This window comes from Companilactobacillus huachuanensis, assembly GCF_005404815.1.
GTDB classification, from domain to species: Bacteria; Bacillota; Bacilli; order Lactobacillales; family Lactobacillaceae; genus Companilactobacillus; species Companilactobacillus huachuanensis.
Window position 1 is genome coordinate 115,769 of the sequence record NZ_BJDF01000005.1, and the last position, 20,445, is coordinate 136,213.

Annotated in this window: 20 protein-coding genes; 8 read left to right on the forward strand and 12 right to left on the reverse strand. The window is 35.7% G+C overall.

Annotation, left to right across the window (positions count from 1 at the left end):
- On the forward strand, nucleotides 1–198 hold a 198-nt coding region (locus FFM71_RS13600; RefSeq protein WP_223876477.1), incomplete at its 5' end, for a hypothetical protein.
- A gap of 9 nt (nucleotides 199–207) precedes the next feature.
- Here FFM71_RS13600 and FFM71_RS04310 read toward each other — a convergent pair.
- Genes FFM71_RS04310 through FFM71_RS04320 form a run of 3 tightly spaced genes read right to left on the reverse strand, consistent with a single transcriptional unit; the run spans nucleotide 208 to nucleotide 3,315 of the window.
- Entirely contained in the window at nucleotides 208–879 is a 672-nt protein-coding gene (locus FFM71_RS04310) for an ECF transporter S component (RefSeq protein ID WP_137610958.1), read from the reverse strand.
- Nucleotides 869–2,452, reverse strand: a complete 1,584-nt coding sequence (locus FFM71_RS04315) for an ABC transporter ATP-binding protein (protein ID WP_137610959.1) — start codon at nucleotides 2,450–2,452, stop codon at nucleotides 869–871. Before FFM71_RS04315 ends, FFM71_RS04310 begins: the two co-directional genes overlap by 11 nt.
- The gene (locus tag FFM71_RS04320) at nucleotides 2,386–3,315 is read right to left on the reverse strand and encodes an energy-coupling factor transporter transmembrane component T (RefSeq protein ID WP_137610960.1); all 930 of its coding nucleotides are present in this window, start codon (nucleotides 3,313–3,315) and stop codon (nucleotides 2,386–2,388) included. The genes FFM71_RS04315 and FFM71_RS04320 overlap by 67 nt, the downstream gene beginning before the upstream one ends.
- 172 nt (nucleotides 3,316–3,487) lie before the next feature.
- Between FFM71_RS04320 and FFM71_RS04325 the strand changes: the two genes are divergently transcribed.
- The gene (locus FFM71_RS04325) at nucleotides 3,488–3,868 is read left to right on the forward strand and encodes a DUF4430 domain-containing protein (RefSeq protein ID WP_137610961.1); all 381 of its coding nucleotides are present in this window, start codon (nucleotides 3,488–3,490) and stop codon (nucleotides 3,866–3,868) included.
- An 821-nt stretch (nucleotides 3,869–4,689) separates the two neighbouring features.
- Here the strand turns inward: FFM71_RS04325 and FFM71_RS04330 are convergent.
- The 6 genes from FFM71_RS04330 to FFM71_RS04355 form a co-directional block, all read right to left on the reverse strand.
- Nucleotides 4,690–5,478, reverse strand: coding sequence for a DUF2238 domain-containing protein (locus FFM71_RS04330; protein WP_171000469.1), 789 nt, complete (start codon nucleotides 5,476–5,478; stop codon nucleotides 4,690–4,692).
- Between the two features lie 87 nt (nucleotides 5,479–5,565).
- Nucleotides 5,566–5,934, reverse strand: coding sequence for a dihydroxyacetone kinase phosphoryl donor subunit DhaM (gene dhaM / locus FFM71_RS04335; protein ID WP_137610962.1), 369 nt, complete (start codon nucleotides 5,932–5,934; stop codon nucleotides 5,566–5,568).
- 2 nt (nucleotides 5,935–5,936) lie between these two features.
- Nucleotides 5,937–6,524, reverse strand: a complete 588-nt coding sequence (gene dhaL / locus FFM71_RS04340) for a dihydroxyacetone kinase subunit DhaL (protein WP_137610963.1) — start codon at nucleotides 6,522–6,524, stop codon at nucleotides 5,937–5,939.
- 13 nt (nucleotides 6,525–6,537) lie between these two features.
- Nucleotides 6,538–7,530 carry a dihydroxyacetone kinase subunit DhaK gene (gene dhaK, locus FFM71_RS04345; protein ID WP_137610964.1) on the reverse strand — a complete coding sequence of 331 codons (993 nt, stop codon included), beginning with the start codon at nucleotides 7,528–7,530 and terminating at the stop codon, nucleotides 6,538–6,540.
- A 471-nt stretch (nucleotides 7,531–8,001) separates the two neighbouring features.
- Nucleotides 8,002–9,525, reverse strand: a complete 1,524-nt coding sequence (locus tag FFM71_RS04350) for a PTS transporter subunit EIIC (RefSeq protein WP_137610965.1) — start codon at nucleotides 9,523–9,525, stop codon at nucleotides 8,002–8,004.
- 20 nt (nucleotides 9,526–9,545) lie between these two features.
- Nucleotides 9,546–10,235, reverse strand: a complete 690-nt coding sequence (locus FFM71_RS04355; RefSeq protein ID WP_137610966.1) for an N-acetylmannosamine-6-phosphate 2-epimerase — start codon at nucleotides 10,233–10,235, stop codon at nucleotides 9,546–9,548.
- Between the two features lie 155 nt (nucleotides 10,236–10,390).
- On the opposite strand from FFM71_RS04355, the gene FFM71_RS04360 reads away from it, so the two are divergent.
- Nucleotides 10,391–11,218, forward strand: coding sequence for a MurR/RpiR family transcriptional regulator (locus tag FFM71_RS04360; RefSeq protein WP_137610967.1), 828 nt, complete (start codon nucleotides 10,391–10,393; stop codon nucleotides 11,216–11,218).
- 66 nt (nucleotides 11,219–11,284) lie between these two features.
- On the opposite strand, the gene FFM71_RS04365 is transcribed toward FFM71_RS04360, so the two are convergent.
- Nucleotides 11,285–12,649: an NCS2 family permease gene (locus tag FFM71_RS04365; protein WP_373278787.1), complete on the reverse strand. Its 1,365-nt coding sequence runs from the start codon at nucleotides 12,647–12,649 to the stop codon at nucleotides 11,285–11,287.
- A gap of 460 nt (nucleotides 12,650–13,109) precedes the next feature.
- On the opposite strand from FFM71_RS04365, the gene FFM71_RS04370 reads away from it, so the two are divergent.
- The gene (locus tag FFM71_RS04370) at nucleotides 13,110–14,789 is read left to right on the forward strand and encodes an ABC transporter transmembrane domain-containing protein (RefSeq protein ID WP_137610969.1); all 1,680 of its coding nucleotides are present in this window, start codon (nucleotides 13,110–13,112) and stop codon (nucleotides 14,787–14,789) included.
- Between the two features lie 197 nt (nucleotides 14,790–14,986).
- Here the strand turns inward: FFM71_RS04370 and FFM71_RS04375 are convergent, their stop codons facing one another.
- On the reverse strand, nucleotides 14,987–15,808 hold the full coding sequence (locus FFM71_RS04375) for an aldo/keto reductase (protein ID WP_137610970.1): 822 nt from the start codon (nucleotides 15,806–15,808) through the stop codon (nucleotides 14,987–14,989).
- A 24-nt stretch (nucleotides 15,809–15,832) separates the two neighbouring features.
- Nucleotides 15,833–16,474, reverse strand: coding sequence for an NAD(P)-dependent oxidoreductase (locus tag FFM71_RS04380; protein WP_137610971.1), 642 nt, complete (start codon nucleotides 16,472–16,474; stop codon nucleotides 15,833–15,835).
- 512 nt (nucleotides 16,475–16,986) lie between these two features.
- Here FFM71_RS04380 and FFM71_RS04385 point away from each other — a divergent pair.
- From FFM71_RS04385 to FFM71_RS04400, 4 genes are all read left to right on the forward strand, one after another.
- A complete protein-coding gene (locus FFM71_RS04385) occupies nucleotides 16,987–17,853 on the forward strand; it encodes a LysR family transcriptional regulator (protein ID WP_137610972.1) in 867 nt (288 codons plus the stop codon).
- Nucleotides 17,854–18,345: 492 nt separating this feature from the next.
- Nucleotides 18,346–18,672, forward strand: coding sequence for a MerR family transcriptional regulator (locus FFM71_RS04390; protein WP_137610973.1), 327 nt, complete (start codon nucleotides 18,346–18,348; stop codon nucleotides 18,670–18,672).
- Between the two features lie 2 nt (nucleotides 18,673–18,674).
- Nucleotides 18,675–19,532 (forward strand): aldo/keto reductase, encoded by an 858-nt coding sequence (locus tag FFM71_RS04395; protein ID WP_137610974.1) that lies wholly within the window; start codon nucleotides 18,675–18,677, stop codon nucleotides 19,530–19,532.
- 16 nt (nucleotides 19,533–19,548) lie between these two features.
- Entirely contained in the window at nucleotides 19,549–20,412 is an 864-nt protein-coding gene (locus FFM71_RS04400) for an aldo/keto reductase (protein WP_137610975.1), read from the forward strand.
- The last annotated feature ends 33 nt before the right edge of the window (nucleotides 20,413–20,445 follow it).

Here is a 20,445-nt window from a genome sequence, read left to right on the forward strand (position 1 = left end):
AAAAAACTAGTTGGAAGAGCTGAGAGTATTCAATTGCAGCGAAAGTGGCGTTATTGCTTCAGCAATTACACCACCGGACGTGTTGAAGACTCGCGGGTTTTGCGAGGCTTCAACCGAGGTTCGAGACCGCTCTTTGGCTCGGGCCGTTCCGCGCAGCAAATGAATACTCTCAGCTCTGGAAACGGCCTATCTCATTAAACCTTAGTTTTACAACCTAAATAAATCATACTTTTTCTTATAATTATTGAACAGTCTGATCCAACGTTTACCGACTACCCATAATAAAACTGCAGTAAATAGCGCATGAACAAAGTCAAAGTAAAAACTAGCAATAATTGACGTAGCAATGCTCTTGATAGTTATAGGATTAACGAAACCAATAATATAATAAACATCCATGATCCATCCAAGTAAGAAGCCACTGGCAAATCCCCAGACCACTAAAAGCCAAGTGGGAATATTTTTATTCATCATCAAACCTGAAATCAAACCAATAACTCCTAAACCAAACATCTGCCAAGGCGTCCAAACTCCCTGACCAAAATACATGTTTGAAGTTAATGCAATAATTGTCCCCATCAAAAATCCTGTCTCTGGTCCACTGACGATAGCACCCATAATTAAGATAAATAACTCTGGTTTAACAGCAGGTACAGCTGCAAAAATAATCCGACCTACAACTGCCAAGGCACAAATTATGGCAATAAAAACAACTTCACGTGAATTATGATTCGATTTCTCAAATTTCCAAAAATAAATACCTAAAGTTACAATTAAAAATCCAAATGAGAATAAGAGATAATTTTTACTAGCAAAAATCCCCATCAATACTAGGACGGCAACTGCTAAGATTAATAAAGCAACTGATTTACGATTCAAGATTTGTAATATCCTTCCATGTCAAAGCCTGTGGAAAAATATCCCGCAATGCTTTATTTATTTCTGTTGTATAAAAAAACTTATCACTGAAAAAGCTTACTGGATCAGAAAAATCACTCAACTTTCCATCAAACATCATCGCAACATGGTCAAAGGAACTGGCCGCAAAAAGTAAATCATGACTATTAACTAGCAGAGTTCCACCACATTTTTTAAAGTCATACAACAATCTCCCTAGTTGCATTCTTTTGTTAGGATCCAATCCCTTCGTTGGCTCATCCAACAAAAGAACTTCTGGATTTTTGATGAATCCCAATGCAAGTGCCAAGAATTCCTGCTGACCTCCACTCAAATCGTAAGGACTTTGACTCTCTAAGCCATTCAACGAGAATTTATCCAAAATATCACTAATTACTTTGTTACTATTACTCTGTGTAATCTGATAATTAATTTCAGCTTCCACTGTATCTTTCATAAATATCGTTGCGGGATTCTGTGGCAAAATAAAGACATTTGTGAACAAACTATCATCCAATTTCTTGCCTCGATAACGTAATTTACCCGACTGTTGTTTCAGTTGTTGCGTCAATATCTTTAACAGAGTAGTTTTTCCCATGCCATTCGGCCCGACAATACAATATGATTGACCCTGACATAGTTGCAAACTAACATTGTCGACAATCTGTCGGCCATTAAAATTAAATCGAAAACTGATTTTATCAGCTGTTAATACCGGTTTATCCAACCACCAAAACTGACCTTTACTTCGACATTTCAACTGTTGCTGTTTTAATTTAACCGCCTTATTCAACATTTGATTATCGAGAGGCACTGATACATCCAATTGTAATTCCAGACTCAATCGATCAACTTGTGGCAAAAAGTTTCGATAATGTTCATTCTGAAAGATTGTCTTTAGTCCTTTTTCAATTGGTAAATCAATCAATAGAGTTCCATCTTCCATTACCAACAGACGCTTAGTAAATTTGGTCACTTGTTCCAATTCGTGTTCAACTAAGATAATTGTCATATTAAATTCAATATTGACCTTATGAACCATTTGCAATAATTTTTCTGCTGCAATGGGGTCTAGCTGTGCCGTTGGTTCGTCTAACAATAGAACTTCCGGTTTTAAAATCAAAGCACTAGCTAAATTAACGAGTTGCTTTTGACCACCAGATAACTGTTCAGCTGTTTGATCCAGCAAGTCAACGATACCTAAAAAGCTGGCAACTTCGGTCACTCGTAGCTGAATATCATTCGTCGTATAACCTTGGTTATCCAAAACGAATTTCAATTCATCCCGGGGTGTTTCCATGATCATCTGATTATCGACAAATTGAGAAACATAAGCGAAACTCCCCGTCTGTTTGATCAATTGTCCATTAGTAATTTTCCCAGTCGCTAATTCCGGCATCATCTGTTTCAAAAAGGTACTTTTTCCACTACCAGTGTCGCCAATTAAGGTTATAAAATCACCCTTCTGAAGTGAGAAGTTAATTTGTTTTAACGATAATTTTTGACTGTTATTGTATCGGAAGCTGTAGTTCTCGAATTGTAAAATTTCCACCATAAGTAATTCATGCCTCCTGTCAATAATGGTAATAATATGAATAGACAATTAAAAATTATAATTAAAGCTACACCGTGTGTTGAAACTTTCAAATTGGCAGAACCAAATCTGATTTTCCCCAGGTGCAGAGCTGAAATGCTTATATTAAAAATTACGGAAACTAATCCTAGAATTAAAATAATGACGTCACTTTTTTTATATTCCAAGTGTCCCAATTTACGATGTCGCTGTTCATAACCTTTCAAAATCAGCGTGTCAGATATATTCATAAACTTGGCCACTGCTTTGTTAAGAACAATTTCATTCAAGCTAGCAGCTTGCTTGATTCTTTTCAACAACCCCTGTTCATTACTCTGATAATTTACACGAAATTTACTAATAGCCTTAGTTTCCGTATAGATTCGAATAATTTGAGGAATAAATTTCACCGTTAGAATAAAAATTATAGCGATGCTTTTAAATAGATTAGCTAACAGCTCAAAAATAGTTTTGATACGTATCAATGAGTCATACAAATAAAATGCCCACAATAAATTCACAAATGAAATCCCTAAAACAACCGCGTTAAGCAATGATTCAGTCGTAACTCTCACAAATGGCATCTCAAACAATAAATTGGTTCCACGCTGATTCAAAATCAAGTTAAATAATATCGTTATTAAAAATATAATCCCGGAAAATTTTAAGTAAGATTTAACTTTTTCTGGCCGCGTTAGTACGACCATAGCTATCAAAGAAATCAATATTCCAACCAAAATAATTGGATTGTTATACAGTAACGTAATCAAAATAACGTTTAGCAAATAGACGAACATTGTAATGCTATTGCAGTTCTTCTGAAAATTCTTAATCCATTTATTCATTACGTCACCTCCTTAACAGTCAATATTTCTATTCTAACTTACTAAAAGTAAAAATCGAAATCTTTTATTATTTTTATCATACGATTCAATCAAAATATCAAAAGTCAAGCACATCAAAGTAGAAAAAATTTGCTATAATGAAAATCGTTGTATAAATATTAGGAGGAGAACAATGAAAAAATTTGCTGCATTCTTAGCTTCATTGTTGATGTTGTTAGGAGTATTCGCTCCAGCTGCTACAACAACTGTTCAAGCTAGTACTACTAAAAATATCAAAGTGACTTACACTTTGAAAAAGAACAAGAAACAAATTGCCAAGAAAACTGTCACAGTTAAAAAAGGCGCTACTGTTACTGATGGTCTGAAAAAAGGCTGGAAAGTAACTGACAAAGGCGGTTTTATTTCAAAAATCGACGGTCACAAACAAAATAATAAGAAGAAAATTTACTGGACTTTTACTGTTAACGGCAAACAAGTTAATGTTTCTGCTGACAAGAAGAAATTAAAGAACAAAGATCACGTTGAATTTAAACTTTCTAAATATAACGGTTAATTAGATTGAAAGTTGATTAAGTAGGCCGTTTCCAGAGCTGAGAGTATTAACCTGCTATGCGGACCGGCCCGAGCCTGAGAATCGGTCTCGACCCTCGGTTTGAATCCTTGCATAAACCGCAAGTATCCAAACTCGCCCGGTGGTTTAATAGTAAAGTCCTAACGCCACAACCACAACCGGTTAATACTCTCAGTTCTTCCAACTAATTTATTCTTTATTCAGAAACTAACTCGATAAATAATTTAGATATACTAATCAAACTCAAATTTATAATGTTGTAATATCATTTATGATTGCTTCATTAATAATTGATGAAAAAGAAGTCGCTTTGCACTTGGAATGAATGTTTTCTAAGTACAAAATGACTTCTTTTTTTGGTCTCTAAGTAATCATATAACTCTGGAGGTATCCGAATTAATTGCGTAACTAAACTTAAAGAATTCCCTTAATACTAGGGGAATTTTTTAAGTTTGGTTATAGAAGTATTTCAATAATTATTTTTAAAACATTTTTGTCAGTCATTTAATATTAGAAATAACAAAACAGTTGTATCTAAATTATTTAAATAACAGAGGTCTTCGTTTTATTGTTACCACCATAAAAAAATTAAACTAGTTGGAAGAGCTGAGAGTATTCAATTGCAGCGAAAGTGGCGTTATTGCTTCAGCAATTACACCACCGGACGTGTTGAAGACTCGCGGGTTTTGCGAGGCTTCAACCGAGGCTCGAGACCGCTTTCCAGGCTCGGGCCGTTCCGCCCAGCAATTGAATACTCTCAGCTCTGGAAACGGCATACTTATTTAAACACTTTCATCTTTTAGTTATTTTCCCTTATAAACCATGAAATTGCGGATGAACTTGTACCTGCGACTATGACTGGCCGAATAAAAATAACCAAAAACACTGAAGAATATCGCACCAATTAGATTAACGAATAAATCCTTCATTGTGTCAATTAAACCAATATCTAAATAGCCACCTTTAATCACGACATTTTTATTATCGGTTGTATGAATCGTTGTATAATCAATCTTTTTTACATGACCAACAGTGTTGGGTTTATTCGACAGTTCCACACTGTTCACCTTTTGAACAATTCGGTCCTTTTGCATATCGGTGTTCAACCACTGATCAGCTGTGAATTCGCCAAATTCCCACATGATTCCAATTGTCATCGAAAAACAAAATGATGTTATTGCAATAAAAATTGGTGTTAATTTAATTGATGTCATCCCTTCATTCAGTAAATAAATCGATGAAAAGCCAACGCCAGCAGCCAGAAATCCATTCAATATATGCAAACCAGTGTCCCAAAATGGTAAGTATCCATAGAGGTCACTCAGTTCTCCTAAGATAGTTGAGCTAAAGATGAATGAGATGATAACAATCTCCAAAATATCGGGAATCATTATTTTGAATTTGTTCTCAATAATGGCAGGAATTTCAAATAAAATTAACGTCAATAGGACAATCATAATTTTATTACCCTGTCGCATCCAAATTTGACTCCCCAACATTATCAAAGCAATCAATCGATATAAGACATACACTATTTTTACAAATCTGCTGGCATCATTTGTTGAACTAGTTAACCATTTGATTATTATCATCTTTTCACCCTCAAAAATTCCGTACTCTTTTAGATTCAGTCGGAAAAAAAGTACCTTATAATAATTAAATTATAAAGTACTTCTACGTTATTTAATCTTCAGACTCTTTAAATTATCTTCAATTGTTGCTAATGGTGAGTCAACCTCTGCCAAAGTGGCTGCGATATAAGCCCCTTCAACTAAAGCCACATCATACTTATGAATTGTTCGGTCAGTCATTTCCATCAACATTTCCAAATTCATCTTAGAACTGCCAAGATCATAAAATGCCAAAATTTCATCACCTGTATTATCATCAACAGCCTGTTGAATTTTTTCTAGTGATGAGCCAATACCATTTTCGTCCGTTCCACCAGCAATTGTGATTGATAAGTCTGGAGCAGCTTGAGAAATAAGAGCTTTGACACCTTTAGCAATATCGGCTGAATGTGAAACAATCAATATTCCATATTTCATAATTAAGCTCCCATGATTTCGATTAATGACTCGAATAAATAGGCACTTGATTGAGCACCGGGATCAATATGACCCTTGGATTTTTCTTCCAAATAACTGGCCCTACCTTTTGTAGCAACTAAATTCTTCACATTTTCCAAAGCATTGTCAATTACTTTTTGATCAAATTTATTAACCTTCAAAGCATCACTAACTGGTTGCCAAACGTCAATCATCGTCTTCATACCAGTGTCAGATTCTCCACGACGCTTGAGTCCATCTGTACCAATTTGTAGCAAATCACCTAATTCAAGATTATCGGTTTTAACAGCCTTTGACATATCCAAAAAGGCAGTTCCATACAAAGGTCCAGAAGCTCCACCAACTTTTTGAATCATGGCAAAAGCAGTTGCCTTATATAAATCGGACAAATTCTCCGGATCTTTTTTCTCAAACGCAGCGGTAATAGCTTCTGCTCCACGTTTCATATTTGTACCGTGATCACCGTCACCGATAGCAGTATCTAATTCATTCAAATCCGTCTGATTTTTCTCTAATTTTTCAACGAATAAGTTGATCCATTTTTTAGCATCTACTAATTCTAATTTCATAAGTTTCCCCTCTCTACCAAGCAATTGTTGTCACTGGTTCATTTAGATATTTAATCCAAGCAGAATCAGCTTTCATAATTGTCAATGAGATACCTTCCATATCCAAAGACGTTACCAAGTTGCCGACTTTACTAAATGAAACTTTAACTTTTTTGGCGGCTAATTCATTTAAAACGTCGTTAGCAAAAATGTATTGTTCCATTAAAGGCGTACCACCCATTCCATTAACGAGAATTGCAAAGTCACCATTTTGATCAGGAAATTCATTCATAATTTTCTCAATCAATTCATTAGCTAATTCCTTGGCTGGTCTGATTTTTTCAACTGCATAGCCACGTTCGTTGTGAATTCCAATACCATATTCAATTTCATCATCGGCTAGTTCAAAACCAGGATGGCCGACAGCTGGTACAGTAGCCGCATGTAAGGCAATTCCAATTGTCTTCGTACTATCGATAACTTTTTGACCAAGGACAGCCAAATCGGCCAAATTCATTCCTGAACGAGCAGCAGCACCAATAATCTTTTCAACTAAAGCAGTTCCGGCAACCCCACGTTTACCTTGTGTAAATTCACTATTCTTCACCGAAATATCATCATCAACAACAATTGTCTTAATTTCAATATCGTCAGCTTCGGCCATTTCCTTAGCCATGTCAAAGTTCATAACATCACCGGAGTAATTCTTAACAATTAACAAAACTCCTTGACCTTGGTTGACTGCTGAAATAGCTTCGTAAATTTGATCTGGAGTTGGCGAAGTAAAGACCTCACCGGCAACAGCAGCACTGAGCATCCCATCGCCAACGTAACCGGCATGCAATGGCTCGTGACCACTACCACCACCAGAAACAATTCCGACTTGCTTATTTTCTTTGAACTTCGAATCATTTCTAACCACAGCAGTTGTCCCATCAATCTGCTTGACCAAATCCGCATTAGTTCTTACGAGCCCAGAAATCATTTCTGGTACGATATCCTCGACATTATTAATAATCTTTTTCATTTCCTTTTGCCCTCCTTGTAATCGCTTACTTTCCTATTGTATAACATTTACGTTTTAAATTCCGCTTTCAGTTTAGAGGTAAGCTTACAAGACATTCAGTGATTATATTTTTAGTTACAGACTGAAGATTGAAAGTTGAAAAATTAATCTAACAATCGTTATTACAGACCTAGAGCTACTTTATTTAAATACTCAGAAATCCTCGTCTTATTGTTCTGCTATTAAAAAATTAAACTAGTTGGAAGAGCTGAGAGTATTCATTTGCAGCGAAAGTGACGTTATTGCTTCAGCAATTACACCACCGGGCGTGTTGAAGACTCGCGGATTTTGCGAGGTTTCAACCGAGGTTCGAGACCGCTTTCTGGCTCGGGCCGTTCCGCGCAGCAATTGAATACTCTCAGCTCTGGAAACGGCATTACCTAAACCATTACTGGACTCTTTCCAAATCAAAAGATTCCCATATGATCACCTCTAATTGTCATTTCCTAAAATATCATTAATTTCTTGGGCATAAAGATCCGATTTACCACCATAAATAGCTTGCAAGCCACCACTAACGTCTAATACGGCGGTCGCACCGTTATCTGTTAAAGTCTTTTTATCAACTTTTCCATTATCGGTAACAGAAATACGTAATCTTGTTGCACAGGCTTCGACACTCTCAACATTTTCTGCACCACCAAGTGCTTTAATAATTTGGATTGATTGTTCGTGCAAACTTGTTTCCTTCGTTGATGATGAATTATCTGCTTTTTCTGATGAAACGCTTGTATCATCGTCGTCATCATTCATTCCTGGGATAGCAACGTGGAACTTGGAGATACAAAATCTGAATACTACATAATAAAGTACAGCCCAGATACATCCAAACCAAAGTACTGTTGGCCAATTTGTCTTATCCTTTCCTTGTAAGATACCAAAGAGTAAATAATCGATAAAACCTCCTGAAAATGAATTACCAATACGAATATTTAAAATATCAGCAAAATAGAAAGATAATCCATCAAGAAAAGCATGAATTACATAAAGCCATGGAGCAACGAATAAGAATGTATATTCTAGTGGTTCAGTAATACCTGTCAAAAATGATGTAAGACCACCTGAAAGATATAAACCACCGTTTTTCTTTCTATTTTTCTTAGGAATTGAATGATACATCGCCAAAGCTGCAGCTGGCAATCCAAACATCATAGTAGCAAATCTACCAGCAAAGAAACGCGTTCCGTATGTAAATAGTCCTACATGATTTGGATCTGCTAATTGTGCAAAGAAAATATTTTGAGCACCAACAATTGTCTTGCCGGCAACGTGAGCAGTTCCACCAAGAGATGTATACCAGAATAAAGGATAAATAGTATGATGCAAACCAACTGCACCTAACAAACGTAATAAGAATCCATATAAAAATGTACCAATACTACCCATTTTGGCAATTTCAGTACCAACGGAAGTCATTCCGTTTTGAATTGGAGGCCAGATCATGTAGAAAATAGCCCCGATAAAAATAGCTGCAAAAGATGTAACAATTGGAATAAATCTTGATCCACCAAAGAATCCTAAAAACTGTGGCAACTCAATTTTACGATACCTGTTGTGAAGATATGAAACCATACCACCAATCACGATTGAACCAACAACACCAGTATCAACAGTTGTTCCTTTGGGTGAAAACATCTGAATCAAACCAGCAATCGTTGCTGTATATACTAGAAATGCTACAGCACCAGAAAGTCCGGCCGTACCTTTATCACCACTCGCTAATCCGACGGCCAGTCCGACAGCAAATATCAAGGCAATATTTGAGAAAACAGCATTACCAGCAAAACTCATAACTTTCAAAATAGTTTGTAGCCAAGCCATTCCTAACCATGGGTATGCCTTAACTGCGGCATCGTTTGTTAAAGCTCCACCCAATCCAAGTAATAGACCAGCTGCTGGTAGAATTGCTATTGGTAACATAAATGCCCTACCAAGTTGCGAAAACTTTTTGAACATAATAGATCATCCCTTTATTTTTATTTCAGCGCTTTAATAAAATGGTCGGCAATTTCCATTGGTCTTGTTATTGCCCCTCCAACAACAATCCCAGTTGTACCCATATCTTGGATTTCACGTGCTTGTTCTGGAGTATGAATCTTACCTTCAGCAATTACTGGAAAGCCGGCATCAATATAATTCTTAATCAATTCCGTATCAGGACCATCTTTTTTGACACTTTCATCTGTATATCCGCTCAAAGTGGTACCGACAAAATCTACTCCCGCCTCATAAGCATTCTTACCTTCTTCAAAAGTTGAGGTATCGGCCATCAATAATTGATCAGGATACTTGGATTTAATCTCCTTGATAAATTCAGTAACAGTTTTACCGTCATGTCTCGGTCTCAACGTACAGTCAAAGGCAATAACCGCAACACCTGTCTCATGTAATTCATCAATTTCTTTCATAGTTGCAGTAATGAAAGGTTTCTCTGGTAGATAGTCTTTTTTAATAATGCCGATAATTGGCAAATCCACTACTGCCTGGATTTCTTTAATATCACGCACTGAATTGGCACGAATACCAACCGCACCAGCCCTTTTAGCGGCTAATGCCATCAGTGGCATAATTCCACCCTTTTCTGTATACAGTGGTTCTCCGGGTAAAGCCTGGCATGAAATAATCAGTCCATCGTGAACCTGTTTAATAAAAGTATCTTTGTCCATTATATATTCTCCTCCAACAATTTAAGTTTTGGATAATTTTCTCCACAACAGCAATATAAAACATTTTGTATGTTTTGTAAACCCTTTCTTTCAGTTTGGAAAATCATTTGAAAACTGTATAATTGGAATTGACATAAGATACGGAGACTATAAATATGGATTTTGACGCACTAATACAAGACAATTATCAAAAACTCACCAAGTCTGAAAAAAAAGTTGCCAAATTTATAACTGACAACAAAAAAACGGTTATTTACGGAACAATGGAAACAATCAAAGAAAGAATCGACGTTGGTGATGCCACAATTGTTCGTTTTTCTAAAAAGCTGGGTTTTTCAGGTTTCAATGATTTGAAAATTGCCTTAGCAAAAGCAGAAATTGCCGCAAATAATACTAATTCCGATGATTCGACACACGAATATTATGATGATATTGAAGACACTCTAATTACAACGTTGAAAGACACTAATGCTTTGATCAATAAAGATAATGTAGACTCAGCGGTGAAACTAATTAGTAATGCTCAAAAATTATATATATTTGGCGTTGGACACAGTGGTGAAATCGGGAAGAATTTTTCTAAAATGTTATTAAGAATTGGTCTGATAGTTCAGGCTGAAACCGACCCCCATTTTCAAGCTCAGATGGCTTCAATCATGACTAAAAATAATTTAGTGATTGGTATCTCCTTATCCGGTGAAACCAAAGATACTTATGATTCACTGACAATCGCCAAAAAGAGTGGCGCAAAAATAATATCTATAACAAATAGCAGTCTCTCGGCCATTGCACAAATCAGCGATATAACGTTACAAACTTCCATTGAAGAATTCTTGAATGGTGGCTCCTTAGCCGGACAGTTATCGCAATTGTACCTATGTGAAGTTTTACTTCGTGGTTATGAACGACAAAATAATATTGATGTCTTAGCTATTAGAGAAAAAGGTTTGCGTTCAATTATGAACAAGAAAATTAAGGACTAAAAAAAAAGTCTGCTTATGAAATTAAAAATTTCATAAGCAGACTTTTTCATTTGGGAAGCTTTAAATTTAGGCCAAACTAGCCTTAGGTAAAATATTAATAATATATAGCAAGATTACAAAGACAACGAACAATCCGTACATAATTGGATTGATTTCTTTTCTCTTACCAGCAGCAAGCATAGTAATTGGATAAACTAAGAATCCAAAGGCGATACCATAAGAAATATTATAAGTTAATGGCATACCAACGATTGTTAAGAATGCTGGTAATGCAATTTCAAATCTGTCCCATTGAATGCCTTTCATTGATTGAGCCATTAAAGTCCCAACAATAATCAACACTGGAGCCGTTACATTACTTGTAACGACTGTCAATAATGGTGAGAAGAACATTGATAATGCAAATAAAACGCCAACTGTAATAGATGTTAAACCAGTTCTACCACCAACGGCAATACCGGCAGATGATTCAACATAAGCTGTTGGAGGAGTTGTTCCAAAGACAGCTCCACTGACCATTGAAATTGAATCGGCCATCAAGGCATGACCAATTCTTGGCATCTTACCGTCTTTATCTTGCATAATGTCGACTTGTTCAGCCAAACCAATCAAAGTACCAGCAGTATCAAAGAAAGCAACTAGCAAGAAGATGATTACTACTGCCCAAAGCTGTGGTTCTCTAATATCACCGATATGTGCTACACCAACACCAAAAGTTGGCTTCAAACTGGGAATACCAGACACAATATGTGATGGAGCTGGAATCAACTTAGTTACTAGACCAACAATAGTTGTGAAAACCATTCCGATGAAAATTGAACCAGGAATCTTTCGTGCCATCAAAATTGCAGTTACTAGTAAACCGGTAATTGTTAACCAAGTCGTTGGATTGGCAAATGAACCGATAGCAACAAGTGATGATTTACTAGCTGTGATCAATCCCCCACCTTGCAAACCAACGAAGGCAATGAAGATACCCAAACCAGCAGCAACCGCTAGTTTTAAATCTTTTGGAATCGCATTAATAACAACCTCACGAATTTTCATTAACGAAAGCACTAAGAAAATCAAACTGGCTACAAATACACCAGCCATTGCTGTTTGCCAAGGAATACCCATGGCAATAACAACTGAGTAACTGAAAAAGGCATTGTCACCTAATCCTGGAGCAATTGCAATTGGGTAATTTGCTAAAACACCCATCAATACTGAACCAACCACAGCTGTCAAAGCCGTTGCTGTGAACAGTGATCCTTTGTCCATCCCAGAATCTCCCAAAACCTGTGGATTAACAAATAAAATATATGCCATTGAAACAAATGTCGTTAAACCGGCCAAGATTTCTCGTTTAACATTTGTTTGTGCTTCTTCGAGATGGAATAAACGTTCCAAAAAACTTAAATTCCCTCTATTATCTAATGAATTCACTATAAACGCCCCTTAAAAAAGTAATTTCTTTTTTGAACTTATCTAGTATTGCAAATTATTCGGATTTTTACAAGGGTTTTAGAAACATTTATGTGACGTAATATAAATATAGTTCGTGTTTTACTATAGTTTAATTAATTTTTAGAGTGATTCAAGGACAAAATCGCCCATGAAGATAGTTAAAGTTCGCGTTTTGATATTAAACCCAGCCTGATTTTTGCTTAATATTCATTCAAATAAAATTCTATCTTTTTCAATGTAAGCCTTATCATGTAAAGATTTTAACTCTTATTCGTTCAACTATTCACTAAAATCAAATCTATCTCCACTGAAATTACGAACAATCCATATAGGTTATTATCCTTAATTCAAAAAAACATCCTTGCTCAGAAAAAAATATAGCTATAAATAATTGCTAGAGTTATAATTAAATTAAATTATTTTTAATCTTAGGGGAACTTTTATGACACTACTACACTTTTTAAAATTCGCACAAAAGAAAACATGGATTCTTTTACTATTAATTCCCATCGCCTCAGGAGTAGAAATCTCTGTTTCTTACCTACTACAAGTAATTACTGACGTAGCAACTGGCAAAAGCCAATTATCATACGGCCTCTTAATTGCCATTGTCATTTGCTATATCTTGATTGACACAGCAGTTTACTTTATTGGATCTTATCTCCAACAAACTACTCTCAATCAAATTATTAATACCGTTCGGAATCGCTTGTTAACGAACCTTTTCAAACAAAATACTGGTATTGGTAATGACGTTCAAAAAATTACGAATGATTATTATAACGACTTTTCGGAAACCATTCCCGTTCTGCGCGATGATTATCTTCAAGGGACATTCACCGCATACAAACAAATCTGTCAGTTAATTATTGCTTTAACGTTGTCAATCATGATAAAACCTGCATTGACCTTAATTATCGTTTTACTATGTATCCCCGGGATTTTTCTGCCCTTCTATCAACAGAGTAATCTCAAGAAAAATAAACAGAACTTAATTCACGAATCAAAACTAGCAACTAGTATTTTACAAGATGCCACTAATGGTCTTAGAACTATTCAAGTCTTTAACATCCAAAGACAATTACACAATATTTTCCAATCTCAAAATCAACACTTACTAATTGCCCAGAATAATGATCAACTAACACGCAAGAAAGTCGGTACAATCAGTCAATTCATGAATGACTTTCTTTATTTGGGAACTTGGATTGTAGGAATTTATTTTGTTTTGAAAAAGGAAATCTCTCTAGGACAACTGGTTGCATTTTCTCAATTGATGATTTTTATCTCCGAACCAATTCAAACGGCCTCAGAAATTTTCAGCAATATTATTGGTGGAAAAACAGCTGCTACTAAACTGGAAGAAAAAATTCAGGATTCTAATGTAGAATTTAAAACTCAATCCCTACAAAAATTCGATAGTCTGACATATCAAGATGTTTCGTTCACTCAGGACAATAAATCAATTCTTAAGCAATTTAACTTAACTCTAAAAGCCCAGCAGCACTATTTATTGGTTGGTAAAAGTGGTAGCGGTAAAACGACTTTAATCAATCTTCCCTTTAACTCCCAAGTTGCTAAAGGACAAATATCACTTAATAACCAACCGATTAATAGCTATTCATTAAACGATGTTTTCCAACATTTAGGATTATTGGAACAGCAAGCACACATTTTTGATGCCAGTTTGAAGGACAATCTAACACTATTTAACACCGAAGATTCAACTGAACGGTGCTTTGCCGTTTTACAAATGATTGGTTTAACGAAATATGCCAATCCCAAAGCCTTAAATCAACATATTGATTCCCACAGTGGTTTACTTTCTGGCGGTGAAAAAAGACGTTTAGCTCTGGGACGTTTATTGCTAAGACAAACTGAATTCAACTTATTTGACGAACCTTTAACAGGTGTTGATCCCCGTACCTCTCAAAAAATCAGTCAAATCCTAACCGAATTAGATTCCGGTTGGTTGATTGTCACTCATCAATACGACGAGCAATTATTCCATAACGCCGACTCGATTATTATCCTTGATAATGGTGAGGTTCAAGCCACTGGGGATTATAGCGATGTAACGATAAACGATTGGTTACATAGATTGAATTTACTAACTTACTAAAAAAACCAGTTCATGAAATCATCAAGAGTTCACGAACTGGTTTTTGTATTTAAATGTGGCAACGACAACGATATAAACAAGAATTGCGTTTTCGAATTCGGCTCAGTCAATTACTCCCCACTGAGTAGGGAGCTTGTAAGAACCAGTACAACAAAACATAGCTTTTTCCGCTTAAAAGCTATGTTTTGTCACACTCTTTAATAATTTGTTTCTCGCATTGAAACTGGCCAGTCTTTAATCGAACGGTGCTTATCGAACTTCTTCAAGCCTTCTAATTCGGCATCAGTAAGTTTGAAATTAAATATATCCAAATTTGACTTCAAATGCGCTTCATTATTAGACTTTGGAATCACGACAATCTTCTGTTGAGTCATGGCACGTAACAATATTTGCGCTCCTGAAACATTGTATTTTTTAGCAAGTTCAGTAATTTCTGGTAGTTGAATCATCTCTTTAGCGTATTCTTCACCAAAGGGAGCCCAAGCTTCGTGAACAATTTCATGTTCAGCTAAATATGGAGCAATCTTACTTTGTTGCCAATATAAATGAGTTTCGATTTGATCAATTACTGGTTTAACATCGCTGTATTTTAGAATTGCATCAATCTGAGCAGGATTAAAATTGCTCAAACCAATTGCACGAATTTTTCCAGCCTTATAAGCATCAGCCATAGCACGGTATGTTTCAAGACTATTGCCCATTGGCCAATGAATAATCATTAAATCAATATAACCCATTTGAAGCTTTTTCAATGACTCGTCGATACCTTTAATTGTTTCGTCATATCCATCGGTTTGAGTCTTAGTCGTAATAAATAGATTCTGACGTACAATACCACTGTTTTTAACTGCAGCTCCAACACCAGCTTCGTTCTCATAAACTTGAGCTGTATCAATGCTGCGATAACCAATTTTTAGTGCCCTTTCAACACTTTCTTCAGTCAATGCGGGCGGTGTTTGAAAAGTTCCAAAGCCCATCACTGGCATTTGTACTCCATTGTTTAAAGTTACCTGTTCCATTTTTAGCACTCCTTTTTCGTAATCTTACTTATTGCCAACAAGTGTAATTCTTTGTCGGATATAAGATTCGTGCTCAATAATATCCAGCATACCTACAGCATAATCTGCATAACTAATATAGTTTTTACTATCATCTTTAGCACGATATTCCTCACCATCAACTTGATACTTACCGGTTCTAATTCCCTCTGGATCATAATTGAATGCTGGTGTTACATATGTCCAACGTATATCTGAATAGGAACGTAAACGTCTTAAACTTTCAACCAATACATCAGCCAATGGCAACCAATCTTTCGGATAATTTGAGCGATCTTTCAACATTTTAGTATGTTCTGAGTTAATGAATAACGTTCCAGCACCACCAACTTTGAGATAACGGATATTAGTGCCTTTTAAGATATTAGCTAGATGAGATATCCCATCAGTATGAACATAAAATGTTTCAGGGGTCCAAGCACTAATCGCATCAACTACAGCATCAACACCCTTTAAATCATTTGTGGTCAGATCCATAATGTCCTTGATCAACAATTGTTCAACACTTAAATCAATTTCTTCATGATTCTTATGAGCAATGGCTAAAACTTCATGGCCTCTACTTTGAGTTTCTTTAATCACGGCCCTTCCAGTTTTTCCAAAAGCTCCAATAACAGCTATTTTCATTTATTTTTCTCCTTCGTTTTTAAAATCATCTTTAACTTTCGTTGGTTAGTTTAATGGAAATCACCAGTAATTTAAAATGCTTATTTTAAATGATTAGTCATGTAAATAATGTATGGCTAATATCTTGTGTTAAACTTTGTTCATAACTGAAGGTTGAAAGGTGAAAAAGTGATATAAACAGTGCTCTGATAGTCCTAAAGTAAATTTATTTATCAATTTATTTAAATAGCAAAAGATAACAATTAGACATTCGTATTATTAAAAAACTAGTTGGAAGAGCTAAAAGTATTCATTTGCCGCGAAAGTGGCGTTAGGACTTTATTCCTTACACCACCGGGTATGTTGGAGACTTACCGTTTTTTTGGTAAGGCTTCAACCGAGATTCGAGACCGCTTTTTGGCTCGAATCGTACCGCGCAGCATATGAATGCTTTCAGCTCTGGAAACGGCATAACTCATCAAACTTTCAACCTTTAGGTTCATAAAACAATACATAGTGGATCGGTGAATAAAATGGATATTCGTGTTTTAAACTATTTTTTGATTACTGCACGTGAAGAAAATATTACTAAAGCAGCTTCCCTACTGCATTTAACTCAACCAACTCTATCACGGCAATTAAAAGGCTTAGAGACAGAATTAAATGTTGAACTCTTTCATCGTAGCAATCACAGTATTTACCTAACTAAGGAAGGATTATTATTCCGACAAAGAGCCCAAGATATAGTAAACATTTTTGAGCACACACGTGACGAATTGCAATCAACTGAAGAATTAGTTGGAACTATTGAAATTGGCTGTAGTGAACTACACAGTATGGCAGAATTGGCAAACCTAATTGATGAATTTCAAGAAGAACATCCCCAAGTGAAATTCAATTTAAGAAGTGGTAATAATAATGATATTAAAGGTTGGATCGAACAGGGTGTTTTAGACATGGGACTCTTAATTGAACCAGTTGAGATAGGCAAATATGACTTTGTTCATATGAATAGTAAGGAAGAATGGGGCATCTTAGCCCACGAAAAATCAAAATTTGCTAATTATTCAGCCATTCGTCCTGGTGATTTGGTCGGCACTAAGGTAATTACAATTTCCGATCGAGTAGTCCAAAACGAACTTGGCAACTGGTCCGGAAAATACGCTATCCAAATGCAAAACAAAGCCCGTTATAATTTACTATACAGCGCTGCAATGTTGGCTCAACAAAATCACGGTGTAGTAATTTGCCTAAAAACGAGCCAACATTTTGATGATTTAAAATACATTCCACTAATACCAAAATTAGAATTGAGTTCCGTTTTAGCCTGGCGTGGACAACAGCCACATTCAGAAGTAACGAACTCCTTTATTGATTTTATTCGCGAGACAAAAGGTTAAGCTTTAAGATAATTAAACTAGATTTCTTCAAATATAAAGAGTTATAGCAAACAACCTAAGATTAGTTCTGAGTAGAGATTAAATTTCCAACTTGAACAAATCTTAGGTTGTTTATTTTTTTAAGGGGAAATTAGAGTCCCTTTCTAGTCGGAAGAGCTGAGAGTATTCATTTGCAGCGAAAGTAGCGTTAGTGCTTTAAATTACATTACCGGGCGTGTTGAAGACTCGCGGGTTTTGTGAGAGACCGCTTTCTGGCTCGGGGCGTTCCGCGTAGCAATTGAATACTCTCAGCTCTGGAAACGGCATGCTTAACTAAACTTTCAATCTTTAGTTCTTTAAATCTCATTCTAAAGAAATTCATAATATGCATAACTAAAGACATATAATAAGTATTTTACATATCAGTGAACAGTATTTAAACTACATATATCGATTAACAAAACAATATCATTAATCGATTTATCTTTATTTTTATACTTCGAGGTGAAATATGTGAATAAAAATGATCTGCAAGCAAGATATCAAATTACTCAGCAAGTCTTAGATGATTTCCATACTTGGCAATTACATACTTGCAATATTAGAAACGATGTCTATTTCCAAAAGGATTTACCAATTTTACAGACAATTACCCAATTACGGATTATTGGTTTCAATCTTTTTGAAATTGAAGAATATCTAAATTCCAATCAATCGAAACAAAAAATACAACTTCTAAATAAAAAAAGAAGCGAAAGATTAACCATAATTCATAACTTTGAAAAGCAAATAACCTCAATCGATTATTTGAAATTCCAAATAAACAAAGGAGATTTCTAAAAATGGAATACATTACTTTAAACAATGGTATTAAAATGCCAAAACTGGGATTAGGAATTTTTCGTGTTAATGATTTAAATCAAGCTGAAGAGACTGTCTACCAAGCAATCAAGCTTGGATATCGTCTAATCGATACTGCGGCCGCTTATGGTAATGAAAAAGCTGTTGGTCAAGCAATTAAACGAAGCACCATTGACCGTTCAGAACTATTTATAACTTCTAAATTATGGCTAACTGATAATTCTTACGAAGGTGCTCAAATTGGACTCGAACGTTCACTAAATAATTTGGGACTAGATTACCTGGACCTATATTTAATCCATCAACCCGTTGGTGATTATTACGGTGCCTGGCGTTACCTAAGTGAAGCCTATCAATCCGGCAAGATTCGTGCAATCGGCGTTGACAACTTTACGCAACAAAAACTGGTCGATCTGATTAATTTCACCGACGTTCGCCCTGCTGTTAACATGATTGAAACGAACATTTTCAATCAGCGTGACGAAGATCAAGAAGCAATGATTGACTATAACGTTCAAATGGAAGCTTGGGCTCCTTTTGCTTCAGGTAATAACAATGTCTTTGACGTGCCACTATTAAACGAGATTGGTCAAAGACACGGAAAATCGAGTGCTCAGGTTATTCTTCGTTGGCTACTCCAAAGAAACATCGTAGCAATTCCGAAAACAGTTCATTTAAATCGTTTAAAAGAGAATCTTGATATTTTTGACTTTGAATTAAGTGATCAAGAAATGAATCAAATTAAAGCTTTAAATACAGGCAATGGGTTTAATTTACCGGAAAATGCTCAGTCATTTCAAAATACGTTAGATATGTTAAATCAATTCTCAGTTGAATAAAGGAAAAGGTAAAAAAATGGATAAAACTTCAACATACACACTAAATAATGGATACGAGGTTCCTGTCGTCGGATTTGGAACAATTATTCCCGATGGAGAACAAACAGTTTCAGCTGTAAAAGATGCAATCAAGAGCGGCTATCGTTTAATTGACACTGCTGAAATTTATGGCAATGAAATCAGTGTTGGTCAAGGAATTCGGGAGGCTATGGTCGAAAACAACCTTAAACGTGATGACATCCTAGTAAGTACCAAGGCTTGGTATACTCATCGTGGTTATGAAAAAACAACTGCCGCCTTCAATGAGTCATTAAGAAAGCTTGGACTAGACTATGTTGATATTTATTTGATTCACTGGCCTGCTAATGCTAAGTGGCATGATGATTGGCGTGAATTAAATGCTGATACTTGGCGAGCTTTGGAGGACCTGTATAAAGCTGGTAAAATTAAAGCCATTGGTGTATCCAACTTCTTAGCACACCACTTAAAGGCCTTAGTTGAAGATAGTACAATCAAACCAATGCTCAATCAAATCGAATATCATCCCGGGTTTGCCCAAACAGAAGCAGCAGAATACTCACAAGCTCAAGATATTCAGGTCGAAGCTTGGAGTCCCTTTGGCGGACCTGGAAGTGATGTTTTAAAGGACGTGACTGTTAACAAAATTGCGAAAAAGTATGGCAAACAACCTTCACAAGTAATTCTTCGCTGGCTGATTCAAAAACAGATTATACCCTTAACTAAGTCAACAAGTATCGGTCATATGCAAGATAATCTCAGTGATTTCGATTTTAAGTTAACTAATAGTGAACTAGCTACAATTGACAAGGCACCCTATAGTGGTGGATTCCAATTTGATCCCGACACGGCAAAATCATAATTACAATAAATAATTTTGAACAACATATAACTA